The organism is Burkholderia sp. LK4, from assembly GCF_001043615.1.
In the GTDB taxonomy this organism is placed as follows: Bacteria; Pseudomonadota; Gammaproteobacteria; order Burkholderiales; family Burkholderiaceae; genus Burkholderia; species Burkholderia cepacia.
In genome coordinates this window covers 51,111-70,076 of sequence record NZ_LDUL01000027.1, presented here as the reverse complement: position 1 = coordinate 70,076, position 18,966 = coordinate 51,111, and the positions used below count along the sequence as shown (strand labels likewise).

At 67.3% G+C, this 18,966-nt stretch carries 15 protein-coding genes; 8 read left to right on the top strand and 7 right to left on the bottom strand.

Annotated features, from left to right (window positions below):
- Nucleotides 1-41: 41 nt before the first annotated feature.
- A complete protein-coding gene (ceoB, locus tag VK92_RS14105) occupies nucleotides 42-3,242 on the top strand; it encodes a multidrug efflux RND transporter permease subunit CeoB (RefSeq protein WP_021156403.1) in 3,201 nt (1,066 codons plus the stop codon).
- A 10-nt stretch (nucleotides 3,243-3,252) separates the two neighbouring features.
- Nucleotides 3,253-4,788, top strand: a complete 1,536-nt coding sequence (gene opcM, locus VK92_RS14100) for a multidrug efflux transporter outer membrane subunit OpcM (RefSeq protein WP_048023434.1) — start codon at nucleotides 3,253-3,255, stop codon at nucleotides 4,786-4,788.
- Nucleotides 4,789-4,893: 105 nt separating this feature from the next.
- Here opcM and VK92_RS14095 read toward each other — a convergent pair whose 3' ends face one another.
- Nucleotides 4,894-5,490 carry a TetR/AcrR family transcriptional regulator gene (locus VK92_RS14095; protein WP_048023432.1) on the bottom strand — a complete coding sequence of 199 codons (597 nt, stop codon included), beginning with the start codon at nucleotides 5,488-5,490 and terminating at the stop codon, nucleotides 4,894-4,896.
- Nucleotides 5,491-5,617: 127 nt separating this feature from the next.
- Between VK92_RS14095 and VK92_RS14090 the strand changes: the two genes are divergently transcribed.
- The 5 genes from VK92_RS14090 (at nucleotide 5,618) to VK92_RS14070 (ending at nucleotide 11,456) form a co-directional block, all read left to right on the top strand.
- The gene (locus tag VK92_RS14090) at nucleotides 5,618-6,049 is read left to right on the top strand and encodes a hypothetical protein (RefSeq protein ID WP_048023430.1); all 432 of its coding nucleotides are present in this window, start codon (nucleotides 5,618-5,620) and stop codon (nucleotides 6,047-6,049) included.
- A 429-nt stretch (nucleotides 6,050-6,478) separates the two neighbouring features.
- Nucleotides 6,479-6,904 (top strand): hypothetical protein, encoded by a 426-nt coding sequence (locus VK92_RS14085; protein WP_048023429.1) that lies wholly within the window; start codon nucleotides 6,479-6,481, stop codon nucleotides 6,902-6,904.
- Between the two features lie 46 nt (nucleotides 6,905-6,950).
- Complete coding sequence (locus VK92_RS14080; protein WP_048023427.1) at nucleotides 6,951-8,585, top strand: LVIVD repeat-containing protein; 1,635 nt, start codon at nucleotides 6,951-6,953, stop codon at nucleotides 8,583-8,585.
- Complete coding sequence (locus VK92_RS14075) at nucleotides 8,585-9,919, top strand: DUF6765 family protein (protein ID WP_048023426.1); 1,335 nt, start codon at nucleotides 8,585-8,587, stop codon at nucleotides 9,917-9,919. Before VK92_RS14080 ends, VK92_RS14075 begins: the two co-directional genes overlap by 1 nt.
- A gap of 16 nt (nucleotides 9,920-9,935) precedes the next feature.
- Complete coding sequence (locus tag VK92_RS14070) at nucleotides 9,936-11,456, top strand: hypothetical protein (RefSeq protein WP_048023424.1); 1,521 nt, start codon at nucleotides 9,936-9,938, stop codon at nucleotides 11,454-11,456.
- Here VK92_RS14070 and VK92_RS14065 read toward each other — a convergent pair.
- Nucleotides 11,419-12,336 carry a helix-turn-helix transcriptional regulator gene (locus tag VK92_RS14065; RefSeq protein ID WP_230965945.1) on the bottom strand — a complete coding sequence of 306 codons (918 nt, stop codon included), beginning with the start codon at nucleotides 12,334-12,336 and terminating at the stop codon, nucleotides 11,419-11,421. The genes VK92_RS14070 and VK92_RS14065 overlap by 38 nt on opposite strands.
- A 199-nt stretch (nucleotides 12,337-12,535) precedes the next feature.
- On the bottom strand, nucleotides 12,536-13,426 hold the full coding sequence (locus VK92_RS14060; protein ID WP_048023422.1) for a LysR family transcriptional regulator: 891 nt from the start codon (nucleotides 13,424-13,426) through the stop codon (nucleotides 12,536-12,538).
- 98 nt (nucleotides 13,427-13,524) lie between these two features.
- Here VK92_RS14060 and VK92_RS14055 point away from each other — a divergent pair, with 98 nt between their 5' ends.
- Nucleotides 13,525-13,968: a PACE efflux transporter gene (locus tag VK92_RS14055; RefSeq protein ID WP_042972729.1), complete on the top strand. Its 444-nt coding sequence runs from the start codon at nucleotides 13,525-13,527 to the stop codon at nucleotides 13,966-13,968.
- Between the two features lie 208 nt (nucleotides 13,969-14,176).
- Here the strand turns inward: VK92_RS14055 and VK92_RS14050 are convergent, their stop codons facing one another.
- From VK92_RS14050 to VK92_RS14035, 4 genes are all read right to left on the bottom strand, one after another.
- A complete protein-coding gene (locus VK92_RS14050) occupies nucleotides 14,177-15,028 on the bottom strand; it encodes an alpha/beta fold hydrolase (protein ID WP_048023420.1) in 852 nt (283 codons plus the stop codon).
- Between the two features lie 271 nt (nucleotides 15,029-15,299).
- Nucleotides 15,300-15,629, bottom strand: coding sequence for a DUF3579 domain-containing protein (locus VK92_RS14045; protein ID WP_048023578.1), 330 nt, complete (start codon nucleotides 15,627-15,629; stop codon nucleotides 15,300-15,302).
- A 22-nt stretch (nucleotides 15,630-15,651) separates the two neighbouring features.
- Entirely contained in the window at nucleotides 15,652-17,013 is a 1,362-nt protein-coding gene (locus VK92_RS14040) for a sigma-54-dependent transcriptional regulator (RefSeq protein ID WP_048023418.1), read from the bottom strand.
- Complete coding sequence (locus tag VK92_RS14035) at nucleotides 17,003-18,886, bottom strand: sensor histidine kinase (protein WP_048023416.1); 1,884 nt, start codon at nucleotides 18,884-18,886, stop codon at nucleotides 17,003-17,005. Before VK92_RS14035 ends, VK92_RS14040 begins: the two co-directional genes overlap by 11 nt.
- Nucleotides 18,887-18,966: the final 80 nt, after the last annotated feature.

Sequence of the window (18,966 nt, the reverse complement as noted above, 5' to 3'; positions counted from 1 at the left end):
CCCGCCGCTTCGCATCCGCGTTCAACCAGACAGAGCCACACATGAACATTTCAAAATTCTTTATCGACCGGCCGATCTTCGCAGGAGTCCTATCGGTGATCATCCTGCTCGGCGGGGTGATCGCGATGTTCCTGCTGCCGATCTCGGAATATCCGGAAGTCGTGCCGCCTTCCGTGATCGTGAAGGCGCAGTATCCGGGCGCGAACCCGAAAGTGATCGCCGAGACGGTCGCGTCGCCGCTTGAAGAACAGATCAACGGCGTCGAGGACATGCTCTACATGCAGTCGCAGGCGAACAGCGACGGCAACATGACGATCACCGTCACGTTCAAGCTCGGCACCGATCCGGACAAGGCCACGCAGCTCGTGCAGAACCGCGTGAACCAGGCGCTGCCGCGCCTGCCGGAAGACGTGCAGCGGCTCGGCATCACGACGGTGAAGAGCTCGCCGACGCTGACGATGGTGGTCCACCTGATCTCGCCGGACAACCGCTACGACATGACCTACCTGCGCAACTACGCGCTGATCAACGTGAAGGATCGCCTGTCGCGGATCCAGGGCGTCGGCCAGGTGCAGCTGTGGGGTTCGGGCGACTACGCGATGCGCGTATGGCTCGATCCGCAGAAGGTCGCGCAGCGCGGGCTGTCGGCCGAGGACGTCGTGCAGGCGATCCGCGAGCAGAACGTACAGGTCGCGGCCGGCGTGATCGGCGCGTCGCCGTCGCTGCCCGGCACGCCGCTGCAGCTGTCGGTGAACGCGCGCGGCCGTCTGCAGACGGAAGACGAATTCGGCGACATCGTCGTGAAGACGACGCCGGACGGTGGCGTCACGCACCTGCGCGACATCGCGCGGATCGAGCTCGACGCATCCGAATACGGGCTGCGCTCGCTGCTCGACAACAAGCCGGCCGTCGCGATGGCGATCAACCAGTCGCCGGGCGCGAACTCGCTGCAGATCTCGGACGAAGTGCGCAAGACGATGGCCGAGCTGAAGCAGGACATGCCGGCGGGCGTCGACTACAAGATCGTCTATGACCCGACGCAGTTCGTGCGTTCGTCGATCAAGGCCGTCGTGCATACGCTGCTCGAAGCGATCGCGCTGGTCGTGATCGTCGTGATCGTGTTCCTGCAGACCTGGCGCGCGTCGCTGATTCCGCTGATCGCGGTGCCGGTGTCGATCATCGGCACGTTCTCGCTGCTGCTCGCATTCGGGTATTCGATCAATGCGCTGTCATTGTTCGGGATGGTGCTCGCGATCGGGATCGTGGTCGACGATGCGATCGTGGTGGTCGAGAACGTCGAGCGCAACATCGAAAGCGGGATGAACGCGCGGCAGGCGACCTACAAGGCGATGCAGGAAGTGAGCGGGCCGATCATCGCGATCGCGCTGACGCTCGTCGCCGTGTTCGTGCCGCTCGCGTTCATGTCGGGCCTGACCGGCCAGTTCTACAAGCAGTTCGCGATGACCATCGCGATCTCGACGGTGATCTCGGCGTTCAACTCGCTGACGCTGTCGCCGGCGCTGTCCGCGATCCTGCTGAAGGGGCATGGCGACAAGGAAGACTGGCTGACGCGCGTGATGAACCGCGTGCTCGGCGGCTTCTTCCGCGGCTTCAACAAGGTGTTCCATCGCGGCGCGGAGAACTACGGCCGCGGCGTGCGCGGCGTGCTGTCGCGCAAGACGCTGATGCTCGGCGTGTACCTCGTGCTGGTGGGCGCGACCGTGCTGGTGTCGAAGGTCGTGCCGGGCGGCTTCGTGCCCGCGCAGGACAAGGAATATCTGATCGCGTTCGCGCAGCTGCCGAACGGTGCGTCGCTCGACCGTACCGAGAAGGTGATCCGCGACATGGGCTCGATCGCGCTGAAGCAGCCGGGCGTCGAGAGCGCGGTCGCGTTCCCGGGGCTGTCGGTGAACGGCTTCACGAACAGCTCGAGCGCGGGCATCGTGTTCGTCACGCTGAAGCCGTTCTCGGAGCGGCATGGCAAGGCGCTGTCGGCGGGCGCGATCGCGGGTGCGCTGAACCAGCAGTACAGCGCGATGAAGGACTCGTTCGTCGCGGTGTTCCCGCCGCCGCCGGTGCTCGGCCTCGGCACGCTCGGCGGGTTCAAGATGCAGATCGAGGATCGCGGCGCGGTCGGCTATGCGCGGCTTGCGGATGCGACCAACGACTTCATCAAGCGCGCGCAGCAGGCGCCGGAACTCGGCCCGTTGTTCACGAGCTACCAGATCAACGTGCCGCAGCTCAACGTCGATCTCGACCGCGTGAAGGCGAAGCAGCTCGGCGTGCCGGTGACCGACGTGTTCAACACGATGCAGGTGTATCTCGGCTCGCTGTACGTGAACGACTTCAACCGCTTCGGGCGCGTGTACCAGGTGCGCGTGCAGGCCGATGCGCCGTTCCGCCAGCGTGCGGACGACATCCTGCAGTTGAAGACGCGCAACGACAAGGGCGAGATGGTGCCGCTGTCGTCGCTCGTCACGGTGACGCCGACGTTCGGCCCGGAAATGGTCGTGCGCTACAACGGCTACACGGCGGCCGACATCAACGGCGGCCCGGCACCGGGCTTCTCGTCGGGGCAGGCGCAGGCGGCGATCGAGCGCATCGCGCATGAAACGCTGCCGCGCGGCGTGCGGTTCGAATGGACCGACCTCACGTACCAGCAGATCCTTGCCGGCGATTCGGCGATGTACGTGTTCCCGATCAGCGTGCTGCTCGTGTTCCTCGTGCTCGCCGCGCTGTATGAAAGCCTGACGCTGCCGCTCGCGGTGATCCTGATCGTGCCGATGAGCATTCTGTCTGCGCTGACGGGCGTGTGGCTCACGCAGGGCGACAACAACATCTTCACGCAGATCGGCTTGATGGTGCTGGTGGGGCTGTCGGCGAAGAACGCGATCCTGATCGTCGAATTCGCACGCGAGCTCGAACACGACGGCAGGACACCGCTCGAGGCCGCGATCGAGGCGAGCCGGCTGCGGCTGCGCCCGATTCTGATGACGTCGATCGCGTTCATCATGGGCGTCGTGCCGCTCGTCACGTCGACGGGGGCCGGTTCGGAAATGCGCCATGCGATGGGTGTCGCGGTGTTCTTCGGGATGCTCGGCGTGACGCTGTTCGGGCTGATGTTGACGCCGGTGTTCTACGTCGTGTTGCGTACGCTGGCAGGCGGCAAGATCCACGTCGCCGGCAAGGACTCGGCCGGCTACGGCGTGCCGGCCCAGGGCGTACCGGCTTCGGATGCTTGAGGATAAAAAGATGGACAACATGCACAACACGAACGGCCTGATGCGCTTCGCGAAGGTGGCGGCCGCGAGCACCCTGCTCGCGACGCTGCTCACCGCGTGCGCGGTGGGCCCCGACTACAAGCGCCCGGACGCGGCGGTGCCCGCCGCGTTCAAGGAAGCGCCGACGCTCGCCGCCGGCGAGCAGGCCGGCACATGGAAGACGGCCGAGCCGGCGGACGGCGAACATCGCGGCGAATGGTGGAAGGTGTTCGGCGACCCGGTGCTCGACTCGCTCGAGACCCAGGCGCTCGCCGCGAACCAGAACCTGAAGGCCGCGGCCGCGCGGGTCGAGGAAGCACGTGCGGCGACGCGTTCCGCGCGCTCGCAATGGTTCCCGCAGGTCGGCGCCGGGTTCGGGCCGACGCGCGAAGGGCTGTCGTCGGCGTCGCAGTTCCAGCCGCAGGGCACGGGCCCGACCAACGCGACGCTGTGGCGCGCGCAGGGTACGGTGTCCTACGAAGCCGACCTGTTCGGCCGTGTCGGCCGCAACGTCGAGGCGTCGCGTGCCGACCAGGCGCAGAGCGAAGCGCTGTTCCGTTCGGTGCAGCTCGCGCTGCAGGCGGACGTCGCGCAGAACTATTTCGAACTGCGCCAGCTCGACTCCGACCAGGACCTGTACCGTCGCACGGTGGAGTTGCGCGAGCAGGCACTGAAGCTCGTGCAGCGCCGCTTCAATGAAGGCGACATCAGCGAGCTCGACGTGTCGCGCGCGAAGAACGAGCTGGCCAGCGCGCAGGCCGATGCGGTCGGTGTCGCGCGCCGGCGCGCGGCATCCGAGCATGCGCTCGCGATCCTGCTCGGCAAGGCGCCCGCGGATTTCGCGTTCAAGGAAACGCCGATCGTGCCGGTTGCGGTGAAGGTGCCGCCGGGCCTGCCGTCCGCGTTGCTCGAACGCCGTCCGGACGTATCGGCGGCCGAGCGTGCAATGGCAGCCGCGAACGCGCGGATCGGCCTCGCAAAGTCGGCGTATTTCCCGAAGCTCGATATCACGGGCGCATTCGGGTATGAGGCGTCGACGCTCGGCAACCTGTTCCTGTGGTCGAGCCGCACGTTCCTGCTCGGGCCGTTCGCCGGCACCGCGCTGACGCTGCCGCTGTTCGACGGCGGGCGCCGTGCGGCCGGCGTGCAGCAGGCGCGCGCGCAGTACGACGAGCAGGTTGCGAACTACCGGCAGCAGGTGCTCGTCGCGTTCCGCGAGGTCGAGGACAATCTCGCCGACCTGCGCCTGCTCGACGACCAGATCCGCGCGCAGGATGCGGCCGTCAACGCGTCGCGGCGCGCGGCGACGTTGTCGCGCACGCAGTATCAGGAAGGCGAGGTCGCGTATCTCGACGTGATCGACAGCGAGCGCTCGGTGCTGCAGTCGCAACTGCAGTCGAACCAGCTTACCGGCGCGCAGGCCGTGTCGACCGTGAACCTGATTCGCGCGTTGGGCGGCGGGTGGGGCGCGGCGCCGACGGCGGTCGGCGATGCGTCGTCCGTCAAGGCGGAGGTCGCCGCGCGTTGATGCCGCGGCCTGCCAAAGGCCGTTCAGGCTGATGGCTGACATGGCCGATCGATAAAGAACCCCGATCCGTGACAACGCGGATCGGGGTTTTTTATTGGCCGTTCGTCATGGCTTCGCCTCGGGCGTCACATCCGTGCGTTCGGCGATCACCACCGCGTAGCGGCCGACCGCATCGGCGATGCGTTGTGCCAGTTCGGGATCGCGCACTGCCCGCGCGAGCGTGACGCCGCCCGACAGCAGCGCGAGGAACGCGATCGCGCGGTCGTCGTCGGGTGTGTCGCCCAGACCGGACGCGACTTCGTCGACGATCTGCCGCAACGCCTGTTCGTACGCGTCGCGCGTGTCGTCGTCGGCGCGCATCACTTCGGGCGACAGGCTCGGCAGCGCACAGCTTTCGCCGAGTGCGCAGGTGCGCCGCGGCCCGAGGTAGAACGACACGAACGGGCGGCGCCAGCGCGCGCCATGCTCGGCCTTGAACGTCGCGACGCCTTGCCGGAGCTGCTCGAGGCCGTCGAGCACGACGTTGCGGAACGCCTCGCCTTTCGATTTGAAATGACCGTAGAACGCGCCGTTGGTGACGCCCGCCGCCTTCGTCAGCGGACCGATGCCGGAGCCGCCATAGCCCTCCTGGCGGAACAGGCGGCTCGCGGCCTCGAGGATGCGCGTGCGGGTTTCGTGCTTGTGCTCGACGGAATAACGCATGACAGGCTCGCTTCAGAGCGATCGCTCTTTATCGCTTGCATAGAGAGCGATCAGTGTCTAATGTATAGAGAGTGACTGATATTTATATCACGTCACGATTCCGATGACCTGACCAGGAGAACGTGCGATGCCGATTACGCTGACAGTATCCGAAGGGGTTTTCACGCCGGACGACGAGGGGCCGGTGTTTGCCGAGTTGACCGATGCGCTGCTGGATGTCGAAGGATTGACCGGGAACGGGTTCCTGGCGCCGAACGTGGTGGGCACGCTCAACGTGCTGCCGCGGCACCGGACCTTCGTGCATGGCCGGGCGGAGCCCGCCGCTTTCGTCGAGCTGAAGCTGCCGGCGGTGGCGCTCGCCGCGCCCGACAAGCAGCGGCAATTCGTCGAACGGGCGACCGAGATCGTGCTGCATCGAGCGGGCGGGCGGCTGGCGCCCGCGCAAGTGTGGGTGAACGTCGTGCATGCCGTCGATGGCGGATGGGGCATTGCCGGGCAGCGGTACGACAACGCGTCGTTGGTCGATTCGATCCAGAGTGCGGCGGCGGCCTCGCATTAACTGCAACTAACGGTCAAGCCGCCGAGCGTTGACCGGCGGTGCGACGGCGATCGCCGCCGCACCGGTTACTTGTCGTTGTCTGCAAGTTGTTGCGGGTTACGTGGGGCGTGGTTCGCCGGCCGCGTGACGGCATCCTGAGTACCGCTGACAGGCAGTCCGTCGCCTGCATCGATGCGACCCCAGTGCGAAATGTCCCGGCAGGCTCCCGCCTGCTTTCTCACCACCCGCCGAAACGCCCTCGGCGCGGCCTTTCATCCGTCGCGGCGACTCGGATTACTCGGATTACTCGGGTTACTCGGTACGCAATTTCTCGACAGTCCGCAATAAGCCGATATCTCGCCGCGGCACCGGTCACTACCATCCATCGCTATCGATTCCGCCCGATTGGCGGGCGGCCTGACGGAGCCACATCGTGTGGCGCGAGCGCTGATGGAACGAAGCACGAGCATCGAGGCAGGGCGCCTGCCGCGGCGAAGCCGGGCGCCGGCATGGATCGCGATTGCCGCGACGCTGCTGCTGGCTTACGGCGTCGCGAGGCATATGTCACGGGAAGCGCCAGCGCCGCCGGAGCAGCAGCATTTCTCCGTCTATGTGGATCGCGCGAAGGCGCCGTGGGAGCGGCCCGTGATCGCGATGCGCGAAGGCGTGCCGGTGCACATCGACGTGCGTGCGAAGGAAGCCGGCGTGCTGATGGCGCATGAAATACCGGGCGCGTTCGCGGCATGCGCGTCCGGGAGCGCGCAGTCGCTGGACATCCTGCCGGTCGGCATCACCGGGCGTTTCTCGCTGCATTTCCACAGCCGCACAGGCGACACGATCGAGGTCGCCGTGATCGAAATCTATCCGGGGCCGTGACCGTAACGCAATTTCATCACGACAAACAAGACGGAAGGAGACAACGATGCAATTTCCGATTCGCGCAGCGATCGCGCTGTCGCTCACCGGTTTCGTGCTGGCCGGCTGCGGTGGAGAAGCCGACGACACGCCGGCCGCCACGACCAGCGTATCCGTGGCCGACTACGTCGTGCCGCGCGTGCCGAGCTGCAGTCAGGGCGACACGCCCGAGACCGCGCTGCAAGGGCAGGTGCCGGCCGCGCTTCGGCAGGCCGGATTTGGCGGCTTCAACTGCAACCTGAAGCGCGTCAGCCAGATTCAGGGCGAAGGCGCGTCGTGGTCGGCCGCCACCTACACGGACAAGAAAGGCCAGACCTGCTTCTATCACGCGACGATGGGCGCCAACGCGCTGTTCAACAATCCCGACGCACCGCCGCGCGTGAACCCCGGCGTACCGGTGATCGATATCACCAACCCGGCGCAGCCGGTGCGCGTGAGTTCGCTGACGTCGACGTCGATGATCGACCCGTGGGAGTCGCTGCGCGTGAACGTCGCGCGCGGGATCCTGGCCGCCGACAACGGACTCGGCGGGGGCGGCGGCCCCGAGATCGACCTGTACGACATTGCTTCGGATTGCACACGGCCGCAACTGCTGGCCAGCGTGCCCGTCGGCACCGGCGCGGACGGCGGTATCGTGCCGGCCACCAAGCCGCTGGGCCACGAAGGGGGATTCTCGCCGGACGGGCTGACGTACTACGTCGGCGGCGCCTTCACGAAAGCCTATTACGCAATCGACCTGACCGTGCCGACCCGGCCGAAGATGATCTCCGCCATCAGCGTGGCGGATCTGGGCATGGGTAACATTTCGCACGGCCTGTCGGTGAGCCAGGATGGAACCCGCGCGTACTTCGTCGCGTCGGGCAACGGCGGCACGGCCATCGGCATGGGCGCGCCGCCGCTGAACGACGCGAACGCGACCGGCGACAACGGCTTCTTCGTCGTCGATACCAGCGAAGTGCAGAGCCGGCGCCCCAATGCGCAGATGCACCGGATCGCGACGGTGCCGGTGCGGGACGGCAGCATTGCACAACATACGATCTCGTTCGCCGTGGCGGGGAAACCGTATCTGATCGAAGTCGACGAAGGCGGGGCCGGCGGTCTGCAGGATCCGGGCGCGACGGCCGTCAAGGCCGCGTGCAATGCCGGTGTGGCGCCGTTCCCGATGGGGCACATCTACGACATGTCGAGTGAAGCCGCGCCGCGGCTGGTGTCGGAGCTACGGCTCGAAACGCATGCGATCGCGAACTGCAGCAAGGTCATTCCCGACATCGCGGGCCTGTCCACGTTCACGTACGGCGCGCACTACTGCAGCGTCGACAACCGGCAAAACGCGACCGCGCTGGCGTGCAGCTACTTCAACTCCGGCATTCGCGTGTTCGATATTCGCGACCCGTCGAAGCCGAAGGAGATCGCCTACTACAACCCGGCTTCCGCGAAGTCGCCGGGCGCGGGCTCGGCGCATCTCATGTTCGGCCAGTACCGTGCAGGCGGGCCGGACTGGTGCGCGTCGCGCCTCGATTTCGACTTCGACCGGCATCTGCTGACCACCGCTTGCCAGGACAACGGCATGCTCGTCCTGTCGTTCGAGAACGGCAGCTGGCCGTTCCCCGAAAGCACGAAGGCGACGGAGATCGGCAATTGATGCGCGTGAGCCGTTGCCTGCTGGTCTGCGTGGCGGCGCTCGCGATGCCGCTGACCTGCGCGGGTTTCGAGGCCGATGTGCACTTCGGCCTCACGCTGTGGTTCGCGCGGCAGGCCGGCTTCGCGCCGCGCGACGCCGAGGCCGTTGCGCTCGCCGACCAGCGCATCGACGCGGGGTCGATCGAGTACATGACGTCGCCGCTGCAGTACGCGTGCCTGTCGCGCTTCATTCCGGATGCCGACGATGCCCAGGCGCGTCACTATCCCGGCTGGCGCAAGGTGCCGGCCGACGCGCAGGACAGAACCGTCGTACCGGGCGGGCCGGCCGCGCTCGCGCCGGTCGATGCGGCGCTCGGCAAGGCCGGCGGCGGCAGGGCCGCGTTCATGCTCGGCGAATTCGGTCGTGCGCTGCATGCGTGGCAGGATTCGTGGGCGCATCGCGGCACGCCATCGGTTCCGGACTGGAGTCGTAATGGCATCGCGTGCGATGCAGGCCTGGCGATGGCGGCGCCGCTCGATCAAGGTGCACCGTCGAGCCATGCGGCGGAGCTGACCTGGCGTCGGCCCGCCGATGTGGAAGCGATGGCGAAGGCGACCTACCTGCAGATGATCAGGTATCCGAAGATCGATGGCGCGAGCCGGCAGGCGGCTTCGTGGGATCAGGTGCGGCAACGGCTTGCCGGCTTTGCCGATGCGCGAACGAAACGGGCCAAGTCGGACTGGTTCGTCGCGAACGGCATCGCGGATACGTCGTTTCTCGACGGCATCAGCCTGCCTGACGGGCCGGGGTGGAAAGCCGTCCGATGGCATGGGCGGCGCGCCCTGCCCACGCCGCTGCCGCCGACGACGCAGGCGGGTGTCGACAAGGATCTCGTCGACTTCTACACGGGCTTCTTCAACGACTGGGTCACGACATCGCCGGTCGACAAACGCTGGCTGCCCGCTCTTTCGGCCGGGCGCGGGCACAAGCCCGACGATGCGCTGGTCGACGCGCTCGTCGGATGGCGGTCGAGGGATCACGGTAGCTATCTGGCCGTTGAAGGGGCGCCGCATTCAGCGGCACGTTCTTCCACACCGGCACGCAGCCGCGCATCGTTCGAGGTGTTCAAGTCGTTGAATGACGCCGTGCTGCCGCTGATCGTGGAGGGCGACAAGCCGTCTCCCGTCCTGCCTTTCCTGGTGTTTCCGCTACCGCGTTCGAGCGATGGAAGTCCGCGCGCCGTTGCGCTCATCAAGTTGCTCGACTCGCCGTACGACACCGTGGGTGTCGTGTCGGAGAAGCGCAATGGCGCCGGCTGGAAGGTGACGGGATGGGTCTCGTCTGCGGACTACTAAGCGGGAAGACGCTGACATGCCTGACCATATTGCGCATGAATCGGTGCACGCGCGGGGCGGCTTTGTCGCCCGCACGCTGCGCCCACGGGGATGGCTGGCCGGTTGGCCTGCATGGCTCGTCGCGTGCCTGCCTGGCGCGGCGAGCGCCCACGCATGGAATATTCCGTACTACCTGCCGGTGCCGTTGTGGCTGTATGCCTATGCCGCGACGGGCACGCTGACGGTGTCCTTCATGATCCTGGCGTTTGCGCCGGGCATGCGTGTTGCCGATCCGGGAGGGCGATCGGGAACACGCATGAAAGCGCTGCGCATCCCGGCTTCGCTCGTGAACGCCGGGCAAATCGCGAGTGCGGCGTTCGTCGTGCTCCTGATTGTCGCCGGCATCGCGGGAACCGCGAACCCGTTCCTGAACCTGGCGATGTCGGGCTTCTGGATCTGGTTCTATCTGGGTTCGCTCTATGTCAGCTCGATACTCGGCGACGTCCATGCATTCACCAATCCGCTTGCGCTGCTGTTGCGAATCGCCGCGCGTTGCTTCCCCGTGCTGGAGCGCGGGCGCTTTCGCTATCCGCCACGTCTGGCATCGTGGCCTGCGCTGGGCGGCTACATCGCACTCATCGCGCTGGAACTGTTCGGAGCGGGACGGCCGCGAGACGTCAGCCTGTTCATCGTCGCGTATGTCGCGTATGCGCTGATCGGCGCCTGTTGCTTCGGGCGCGAGCAATGGCTCGCGCACGGCGATACGTTCGGCTTGCTGTGCCGGTTATGCGCGAAGCTGTCGCCGCTCAAATGGCGCCGGGGCGCGAGCGGTCACGTGACCGTCGAACCGAGGCACCCGATCGCGGACATGTCGCGCGATGCACGGGCGGACACGAGCATCGTGGCCTTTCTGTCGTTCATGCTGTCGTCGACGGCCTACGACGGTTTGCGCGATACGGCTACATGGAACACGTTCTTCTGGCGCAGCATTTATCCGCACATCGTCGGCCTGTTTCCGTCGCTCGGGAAAAACTATGCGTTTTCAGCGGAGATTCTGCTGACGTGGCAATGGCTCGCGTTCGCGGCCATCGGCGTGGCGTACTACCTGCTGTTCCGTGGCTGCTGCACACTGGGCGCGCTCAGCATGCGGTCAACGTCGGACGGGGCGTCTTTCTCGCGGCAGTTCTGCCTGATCCTGCTGCCGATCGCGTTCTTCTATAACGTCTGCCACTACTTCACGCTGTTCTGGGATCAGGGGCGGCAGATCGTCCGGCTCGTGTCCGATCCGCTCGGGCTTGGCTGGAACCTGCTGCCGGTGGCGGCAGCGGAGGATCAGGTATCGGCGGCACAGGCGCTCATCAATGTCGGATACATCTGGCATGCGCAGGTGCTGCTGATTCTCGCCGGGCACATCCTGAGCGTGATGCTCACGCACGCGATCGTCATCCGGAGCGGGCGGGTGGCCGGCAGGGCGATCGTCGGCCAGTTGCCGCTGCTCGTGCTGACGATCGCATTGACGATCAGCGGCCTGTGGATTCTGTCGCTTCCTCTGGCATGACGATCGCGGCACGCGGCTTGAGTTCCGACGGCGACACGCCCCACCGCTTGCGGAACGTCGCCGAAAAGTGACTGGCCGACGAGAAGCCGCAGTCGAGCGCGGCTTCCGTGATGTCGCATTGTCCGCGCTCGATCAGGCGGCGCGCGGCCTGCAGGCGGCTCTCGATGATGTACTGGTGCGGCGTCAGCCCGTTGGCCTTCCTGAAGCTGCGGATGAACGAATAGAGATCGCCCGGATAGCCGACGGCATCGGCTACCAGCATCAGCGTCAGCGGGCCCTGGAAATTATCCCGGATGTACTCGCAGGCCTGGCGCATCATGCCGGCATGCGCATATTGCTTCGCCTGCGGCCGCGCCTCCAGGTGCAGCATGCGGTGCAACGCGGCAGACCCTAGCGCTTCCGCATAGGTCGGGCCCTGCGGCATTCCCGCGACGGCGTCTTCATGGAGGCTGCGGACGATCTGCGTGAGCAGGTCGTCGATCACGTCCATCCGGAGCGCCGCCGACGCGAACCAGACGTCGGTCTGCAGGCCCGTTCGCGATAGCCACGACGGGTCGAAGTGCACGGAGACCCACTCGATTTCGTCGGACCATCGGCCGGAAAACGAAAAACCGGGCGGGACGTAGGCCAGCGGCCCACGGATGCGGGTCGGCGCCCACCGGCCGCCGTTCGTTCGCATCTCGAGCGTCGCGGGCGCCTGCAGGTACATGCCGAGGATCGGGCCGGTCGTTTCGAGGTCGACGATTTCCGTGGCGCCGGCGATGTAGTGCTCGATCGAGACGGCGGCGAACGACGGCGCGACGGGCTGCCTCCTCCACTTCTGCGGCGGATGCCAGCTGACGCGGCTTCCGTTCGGCGCAATCGCGCAGACGTCCCTCATGGCTGGCCGACTGACCACGCGTTCTCCTTTCGTCTGATCTGGCGAGCGGTTTCTGACAAGCGAGCCGATACCGCGGCGGCATCGCGAAAACGAACAAACTGTAGGCCGCGATACTTACTCGATTCTTACCTGGTGCCGTGCACGCGCGGCGGCCGCGATCGAACGGCGGCACGCGATGGCGCGGCCTTTGCCGCAGCGCTCAGGTGTTGTCGGCGGCGGCCCGCAGCGCGCGCACCAGTTCGCTCGCGGCCTTGCCGAGCCCCTTGTGCTTCGGCCGGCGCAGATACACGGGCAGCGGCAGCCCGTTGCGGATGTTCGCGAACACGAGCGGCGCGAGTTCGCCGTCGGCGGTATATCGGCCGACGACGGATTCCGGCAGGTTGGCCCAGCCATGTCCGGCCTTCACCAGCGCGATCGCGGTGGCCAGGTCGGTCACCTTCCACGTGCGGTTGCCGATCAGCGGCCGCACGTCGGTGAGCGGCCGCTCGGGATCGGCGATCACGATCTGCCGAAAGCCCGACAAGCGCTCGATCGCCTCGGGTTGCGCGCATTCGGCGATCGCCGGATGGCTCGGCGCGGCAACCGCAACGAGCGTCTCGGTCCACAGCGCATGGATCTGTTCTTGCGGATGAAGATCGAGCCCGCCGTATGCGACACAGAGATCGACGGCGGCGCGATGCAGCGCGTCGACGATCACGTCCTGCGGCGCCGTGACGATGCTGATCGCGAGCGCCGGATATTTCGCGGCCACTGCCGTCAGCGCACGGGCAACCGGCGCGCTGTCGATTTCGGCGGCGAGCCCGAGCCGCAATGTATCTTCGACGCCTTCCGACAAGTGCTGCGCATGCGCGCGCAGCGCATGCAGCCGTTCGGCGATCGAGCGTGCGTCGGGCAGCAGCGCGGCCATCGCGGCGGTCGGGGTCGGCTCGCGCGTGCCGCGGTCGAACAGGACGAGGTCGAGTTCGGCCTCGAGGTTCGCGATCGCCATGCTGATTGCCGACGGCGTGCGGCCGAGCGCGCGTGCGGCCGCCGAGAACGAGCCTTTGTCGATGACGGTCAGCAGCAGGTCGATGTGGTCGCTGGTCAGCATGCGCCGCCTCCTGTCAGAAAAATTGAAAGGACCTGACTTTGGCGAGCGGGGGCCCGCTGATAGTCTCGCCACCTTGTTCGAGAGGAAGGTGGATGGTCATGCAAGGGTGGAAGAGACGCATAGTCTACGTCGTGATGTTCGAGGTGCTCGGCATCCTGGTCGCATCGTCGGTGCTCGGCATGCTGAGCGGCGCCAGCGTGGCGGCGAGCGGCCTGCTGGGAGTGATGATCTCGACGACGGGCGTCACCGTCAATTTCCTGTACAACCTCGCGTTCGAGGCGTGGGAGCGCCGCAGCGCGGCGACGACGCGCACGGTCGGCCGCCGCGTGCTGCATGCGATCGGGTTCCAGGTCGCGCTCGTGACGTTCCTGATTCCGCTGATCGCGTGGTGGCTCGACGTGTCGCTGCTGCAGGCGTTCCTGTACGACGCGGTGCTGATCGTGTTTTTCCCGATCTTCACGTTCGCGTACAACTGGGCGTTCGACGGCGTGTTCGGACTGCCGGATGCCGTGACGCGCAAAGCCGAGCCGGTCGTCTGGTGATAGATGGCGCGGCGGCGCGTGTGCATGCAGCCGCCATCGGCATGGGCGAGCATCGGGTGACGTACTGGCGCTTCGATGGCAGTACGTATCAGCCGGGCGACTCGTGGATTGAAACGGGCCCCGGCAGCGATGCCGACGGCAACGGTCCGGCTATCGCACAGGGCGGGACGTCGGTCGGGGTGACCTGCCGATAGCCGCCCGGCAGAACTTACGCGGCGACGAACTCGTGCACGTAACGGTTGAACACGGCGGGGCTCGCCGCGTTCATCCCGTGCGATGCGCCGGCGACGGTCTGCCGTTGCGCATTGCCGATCCACTGCGTCAGCGTATCGACGTTGTGGCGGAACATCTTCGGGCTGCGCTGGCCGTCGATCAGCAGCGTGCGGCACGCGATGTCGCCGGCCGTGTGCTGCGAGTAAGCCGGCAGCGGGTCGCGCAACTGCTTCGGCAGCGTGCTTGCGTTGTCGATCGCCATCGTGCGGAAACGCGACGTGCTTTTCTTCCACGCGCCGGGCAGGCTCACGGAGTCGACGAACATCTCGAGGCCCGCTTCGACGTCGCCTTGCCCGATCAGGCTCACGGCCTTCGTGCGCAGCGCGATCGCGGCGGCCGGCAGCGCGGCTTCGCGCACGCCCGGCTGTTGCAGCGGGCCGCCCGGATCGGCGAGCGTCAGCGATTCGACGAGCTGCGGATGCTGGCGCGCGACGTTGAACGCGACGCTGCCGCCGCGCGAGTGGCCGACCAGATGCACGGGGCCGAGATCGAGTGCGTCGATGAACTCGGCGAGCTCGTCGACGTGGTTCTGCCAGCTGAACTCGTCCTGGATGCCCGCTTCGACGGCCGGCCAGTAATGGCTGAGGCTCGGCGCGATGCAGCGGTAGTGGGCCGACAGCGACGCGAGCTGCGGATCCCAGTAGCGGTAGTCGCACAGCGAGCCGTGCACGAACACCATCGGCGCGCCGCTGCCCCGCTCGACATACGGCAGGCTGATGCCTGACGAAAGCGTCGCAAATTGCAGGTCGGGGTTCGCGAGCACGGACGGCTCGATTCGCATGTTCATGACTGAAAGACTCAAAGGTGCGTCAACACGACGCAACTATGCATCACGGCGACCTGCAAGGAAAACGCATAATTTTCATCGTCGCGATCAATTTTTTTGATGGATCGGCTGGAAACCCTTGTCGGAAGGGGACGGGTGTCGATGCTTTCAATCGTCTAACGATTGACAGTGAAGCCGGACAGGCCCGGAAAGGCGCGTGCGACGGCCTGCGCACCTGTCCATCGCAACCGGGGAAACGGGAGGGGCGCGCGCCGCGAAAACGGCCCGCGTTTCAGCGCACCGCCAGCGCGGGCACCGTCTGAAGCTCGACGGGGAGGTCGTTGTCGGTCGCGAACTGCATCGCGAAATCGAAGGCGTCCGCGCAGACGGTGCGCAATTCATCCGACACGAACAGGCATTTGACGTTACCGTCGACCACCGGCATCGCGAGTCGCGACAGCGCGCACGGATAGCCGGGCCGCCGCTCGCCGACGAACAGCGTGATGACGCCCGCGAGGCGCTCGGGCCAGTCGCTCGGGCGGAAGGTTTTCTGCGCGCGCGTGACGCCGCGGATCAGGTGGCCGGCGACGCGGCCCTGTTCGGTGACTTCGATGCGATCCATGCTCTGCGTGTCCTCGTTCGCGTCATTCGCCGCCATCGGCCGCCGCGTCGCCGCGCGCGGGAATCCGCAGGTTGCGCAGCTTGTGATAGAGCGTCTTCTTCGGCATGCCGAGCGCTTCGCTGGCCTCTGCGACGTTGCCGTTGTGACGCTGCAGCATGTCCTCGATCAGCATCCGCTCGAAATACGCGAGCTGCTCCGCGAGCGTGCCGCCCGCGGCCGGCGTGCCGCCGGACGACAGCAGGCTGTCGCCGGTCAGCCCGAGCACGAAGCGGTCGGCCACGTTCTGCAGTTCGCGCACGTTGCCGGGCCAGGCGTGCGTCATCAGTTCGGACACCTGCGCAGCCGTGACGACCGGTGCCGGCTGCCCGAAGCGCCGCGCGGCCGCGAGCACGAAATGCTCGAACAGCAGCGGCACGTCTTCGCGCCGCTCGCGCAGCGGCGGCAGTTCGATCTGCGCGACGTTGAGGCGATACAAAAGGTCGGCGCGGAAGCGGCCGTCGGACGCCAGTTCGGCAAGATCGGCCTTCGACGCGGCGACCACGCGGCAGTCCACCGGAATCAGCTCGTTCGCGCCGAGCCGCTCGACCACGCGCTCCTGCAGCACGCGCAGCATCTTGACCTGCAGCGGAACCGGCATCGTCTCGATCTCGTCGAGGAACAGCGTGCCGCCGTCCGCCCATTCGATCTTGCCGATGCGCTTCTTGATCGCACCCGTGAACGCGCCGGCCTCGTGGCCGAACAGCTCGCTTTCGAACACCTGCTCGGGCAGGCCGCCGCAGTTCAGCGCGACGAAATGCGCGTCGCGCCGGCCGCCGAAGTCGTGCAGGCTGCGCGCGATCAGTTCCTTGCCGGTGCCCGTTTCGCCGGTGATCAGCACCGACACCGACGTATCGGCGAGACGCAGGATCTTCTTGCGCACGTCGGCCATCGCGGGCGACTTGCCGAGCACGAACGCCTCGATGCCCTGCCAGTTGTTCAGCGCCGCGCGCAGGCCCTGCACCTCGAGCGTCAGGCGGCGCTTCTCGACCGCGCGTGCGACGCGCCCCGCGATCACGTCCGACGAAAACGGTTTCTCGATGAAGTCGTACGCGCCGACCTGCATCGCGCCGACGGCCGTCGAGATATCGGCGTGGCCGCTGATCAGCACGACCGGGATCTGCGCGTCGATGGCCATCACGCGATCGAGCAGCTGCAGCCCGTCGATGCCCGGCATCCGCACGTCCGACACGATCACGACCGGCGCGCCGGGCGCGACGTGATGAAGCGCGTCGGCGGCCGACGCGAAGGCCTCGACCGCGAAGCCGGCAAGCGCCACCGCCTGCTCGACGCCGATCCGGACGTTTTCATCGTCCTCGACGACCAGCACCCGAATCTCATCTTCCATGCTCTGTCCTTTGCAGCGTTGCCGCCGCGAATTCGATACTGAACTGCGCGCCGCCTTCGTCGCGGTTCGTCGCGGCGATCCTCGCGCCGAACGCCTCGACGATACGCGACGTGATCGCGAGGCCGAGCCCGAGGCCCTGGCCGCGCGGCTTGGTCGTGACGAACGGCTCGAACAGGTGCGGCAGCACCTCGGGCGCGATGCCCGCGCCGCTGTCGGCGACCGTGAAGCGCACGCGGCCCGCTTCGTCCGGCCCGGTGGCCTCGATGACGATGCGGCGCACGGGCGCGTCGCGCACCGCGTCGAGCGCGTTGCCGAGCAGGTTCACGATCACCTGCTGCAACTGGCTCGATTCGGCGGACACGGCGGTGCCGGGCGCGATGCGCACGTCGAGTTGCACGCCTTCGTCGCGGATCCGCGCATCGTAGATGAGCCGCGCATGCGCGACGGCCTCGTTCAGCGAGACCGCGACGCGCTCGACGTCGGGCTTGCGCGCGAAGGTCTTCAGCTCGCCGGTGAGCACGGCCATGCTGTCGACGAGCTTGCCGATCCGTTCGAGATTGGCGAGCGCCGGCGCCGGCTGGCCGCGCTCGAAGAACGTGCGCGCGTTGTCGCACAGCGTGCGGATCGCGACGAGCGGCTGGTTCAGCTCGTGCGTGAGGCCGGCGGCCATCTGCCCGAGCACCGCGAGCTTGCCCGCATGCACGACTTCCTGCTGCGACGCGCGCAGCCGCTGCTCGGTGCGCTCGCGCTCGACGATCTCGCGCTGCATCCGTTCGTTCGCGGCCGTCAGCGCGGCCGTGCGCTGCGCGACGGTCAGCTCGAGCCGGTCGTTCGCGCGCCGCAGCGCGTCCTGCGCGTTCAGCCGCGCGACGATCGCGCGGCGGCGCTGGATCGCGTAACCGGCCAGCAGCGCGGCGATCAGGAACGCGCCGGTGACGAACACGAAGGCCGTCTGCTGCTGGCGCCGCGCGCCCGCGATGTCGAGCAGCACCATCAGCGAATCGCCGGCCTGCGGCGCGGGGCGCGACATCACGAGATAGCGTGTGGTGCGGCCGGCGTGGCGCGGATCGGGGAAGGTGCCGAACCATGCGGCCGCGCTGCGGTCGCCGATGCGGCGGTACGGCAGCGCGTCGACGGTGCGGCCCGCGTACTGTCGCGACGCCTGGATGTCGCGCTGCTGCTGCGCGGTGATCGGGCGCAGCGCGGTGAATTTCCACGCGGGTTCGGTCGAGATCACGACCACGCCGTTGCCGTCGACGACCATCGCGGCGACGCCCGGCGCGCGCCACGCCGATTCGAGCGGATCGACGCTGATCTTCACGGCGGCGACGCCGATCGGCACGCCGTCGTCGCGCACCGCGCTCGCGAAGTAGACGCCCGGCACGCCGGTGTTGGTGCCGATGCCGAAGAAGCGGCCGCTGCCGCGCGCGAGCGCGTCCTTGAAATACGGCCGGTACGACACGTTGGTGCCGACGAAGCTGAGCGTCTCGTTCCAGTTGCTGGCGGCGATCACGTCGCCCTGCAGGTCGATCACGTCGACCGCGCCGCTGCCCGCGTCGCGGTTCACGGCTTCGAGGTAGGTGTTCACCGTGTGCACGAGCTCGGGCGCTTCGTGCGGCGCGGCTTTCAGCATCGCGCGCACGCGGTCCTGCCGCGCGACCAGGCCGGGCAGGATCTCGAAGCGGCCGAGCTCGCTCTTCAGGCTCGACGCATAGAGGTCGAGCCGGTGCGCGCCGGTTTCCTCGAGCGCGTCGATCGCGCGTTCCCACGCGAAATCGACGGCCGCGGCCGCCACGCATACGTACAGCACGCCGGCCGATGCCCAGCCCCACCACGGGATTCCCTTGAAGCTTTTCTGCACGTTCGCCCTCATCGAAGCCCGCAACCGGCCGCCCGGAGCGACGCCCCGAACGACGCGCGCCGCGCGCCGGCAAGGCCGGCGGCGGCGCGTGC

Excerpts from the sequence above, each read along its gene's own strand:
- ceoB (WP_021156403.1), top strand. The coding sequence starts at position 42 with ATGAACATTTCAAAATTCTTTATCGACCGGCCGATCTTCGCAGGAGTC.
- opcM (WP_048023434.1), top strand. The coding sequence starts at position 3,253 with ATGGACAACATGCACAACACGAACGGCCTGATGCGCTTCGCGAAGGTG.
- VK92_RS14095 (WP_048023432.1), bottom strand. The coding sequence starts at position 5,490 with ATGCGTTATTCCGTCGAGCACAAGCACGAAACCCGCACGCGCATCCTC.
- VK92_RS14090 (WP_048023430.1), top strand. The coding sequence starts at position 5,618 with ATGCCGATTACGCTGACAGTATCCGAAGGGGTTTTCACGCCGGACGAC.
- VK92_RS14085 (WP_048023429.1), top strand. The coding sequence starts at position 6,479 with ATGGAACGAAGCACGAGCATCGAGGCAGGGCGCCTGCCGCGGCGAAGC.
- VK92_RS14080 (WP_048023427.1), top strand. The coding sequence starts at position 6,951 with ATGCAATTTCCGATTCGCGCAGCGATCGCGCTGTCGCTCACCGGTTTC.
- VK92_RS14075 (WP_048023426.1), top strand. The coding sequence starts at position 8,585 with ATGCGCGTGAGCCGTTGCCTGCTGGTCTGCGTGGCGGCGCTCGCGATG.
- VK92_RS14070 (WP_048023424.1), top strand. The coding sequence starts at position 9,936 with ATGCCTGACCATATTGCGCATGAATCGGTGCACGCGCGGGGCGGCTTT.
- VK92_RS14065 (WP_230965945.1), bottom strand. The coding sequence starts at position 12,336 with ATGAGGGACGTCTGCGCGATTGCGCCGAACGGAAGCCGCGTCAGCTGG.
- VK92_RS14060 (WP_048023422.1), bottom strand. The coding sequence starts at position 13,426 with ATGCTGACCAGCGACCACATCGACCTGCTGCTGACCGTCATCGACAAA.
- VK92_RS14055 (WP_042972729.1), top strand. The coding sequence starts at position 13,525 with ATGCAAGGGTGGAAGAGACGCATAGTCTACGTCGTGATGTTCGAGGTG.
- VK92_RS14050 (WP_048023420.1), bottom strand. The coding sequence starts at position 15,028 with ATGAACATGCGAATCGAGCCGTCCGTGCTCGCGAACCCCGACCTGCAA.
- VK92_RS14045 (WP_048023578.1), bottom strand. The coding sequence starts at position 15,629 with ATGGATCGCATCGAAGTCACCGAACAGGGCCGCGTCGCCGGCCACCTG.
- VK92_RS14040 (WP_048023418.1), bottom strand. The coding sequence starts at position 17,013 with ATGGAAGATGAGATTCGGGTGCTGGTCGTCGAGGACGATGAAAACGTC.
- VK92_RS14035 (WP_048023416.1), bottom strand. The coding sequence starts at position 18,886 with ATGAGGGCGAACGTGCAGAAAAGCTTCAAGGGAATCCCGTGGTGGGGC.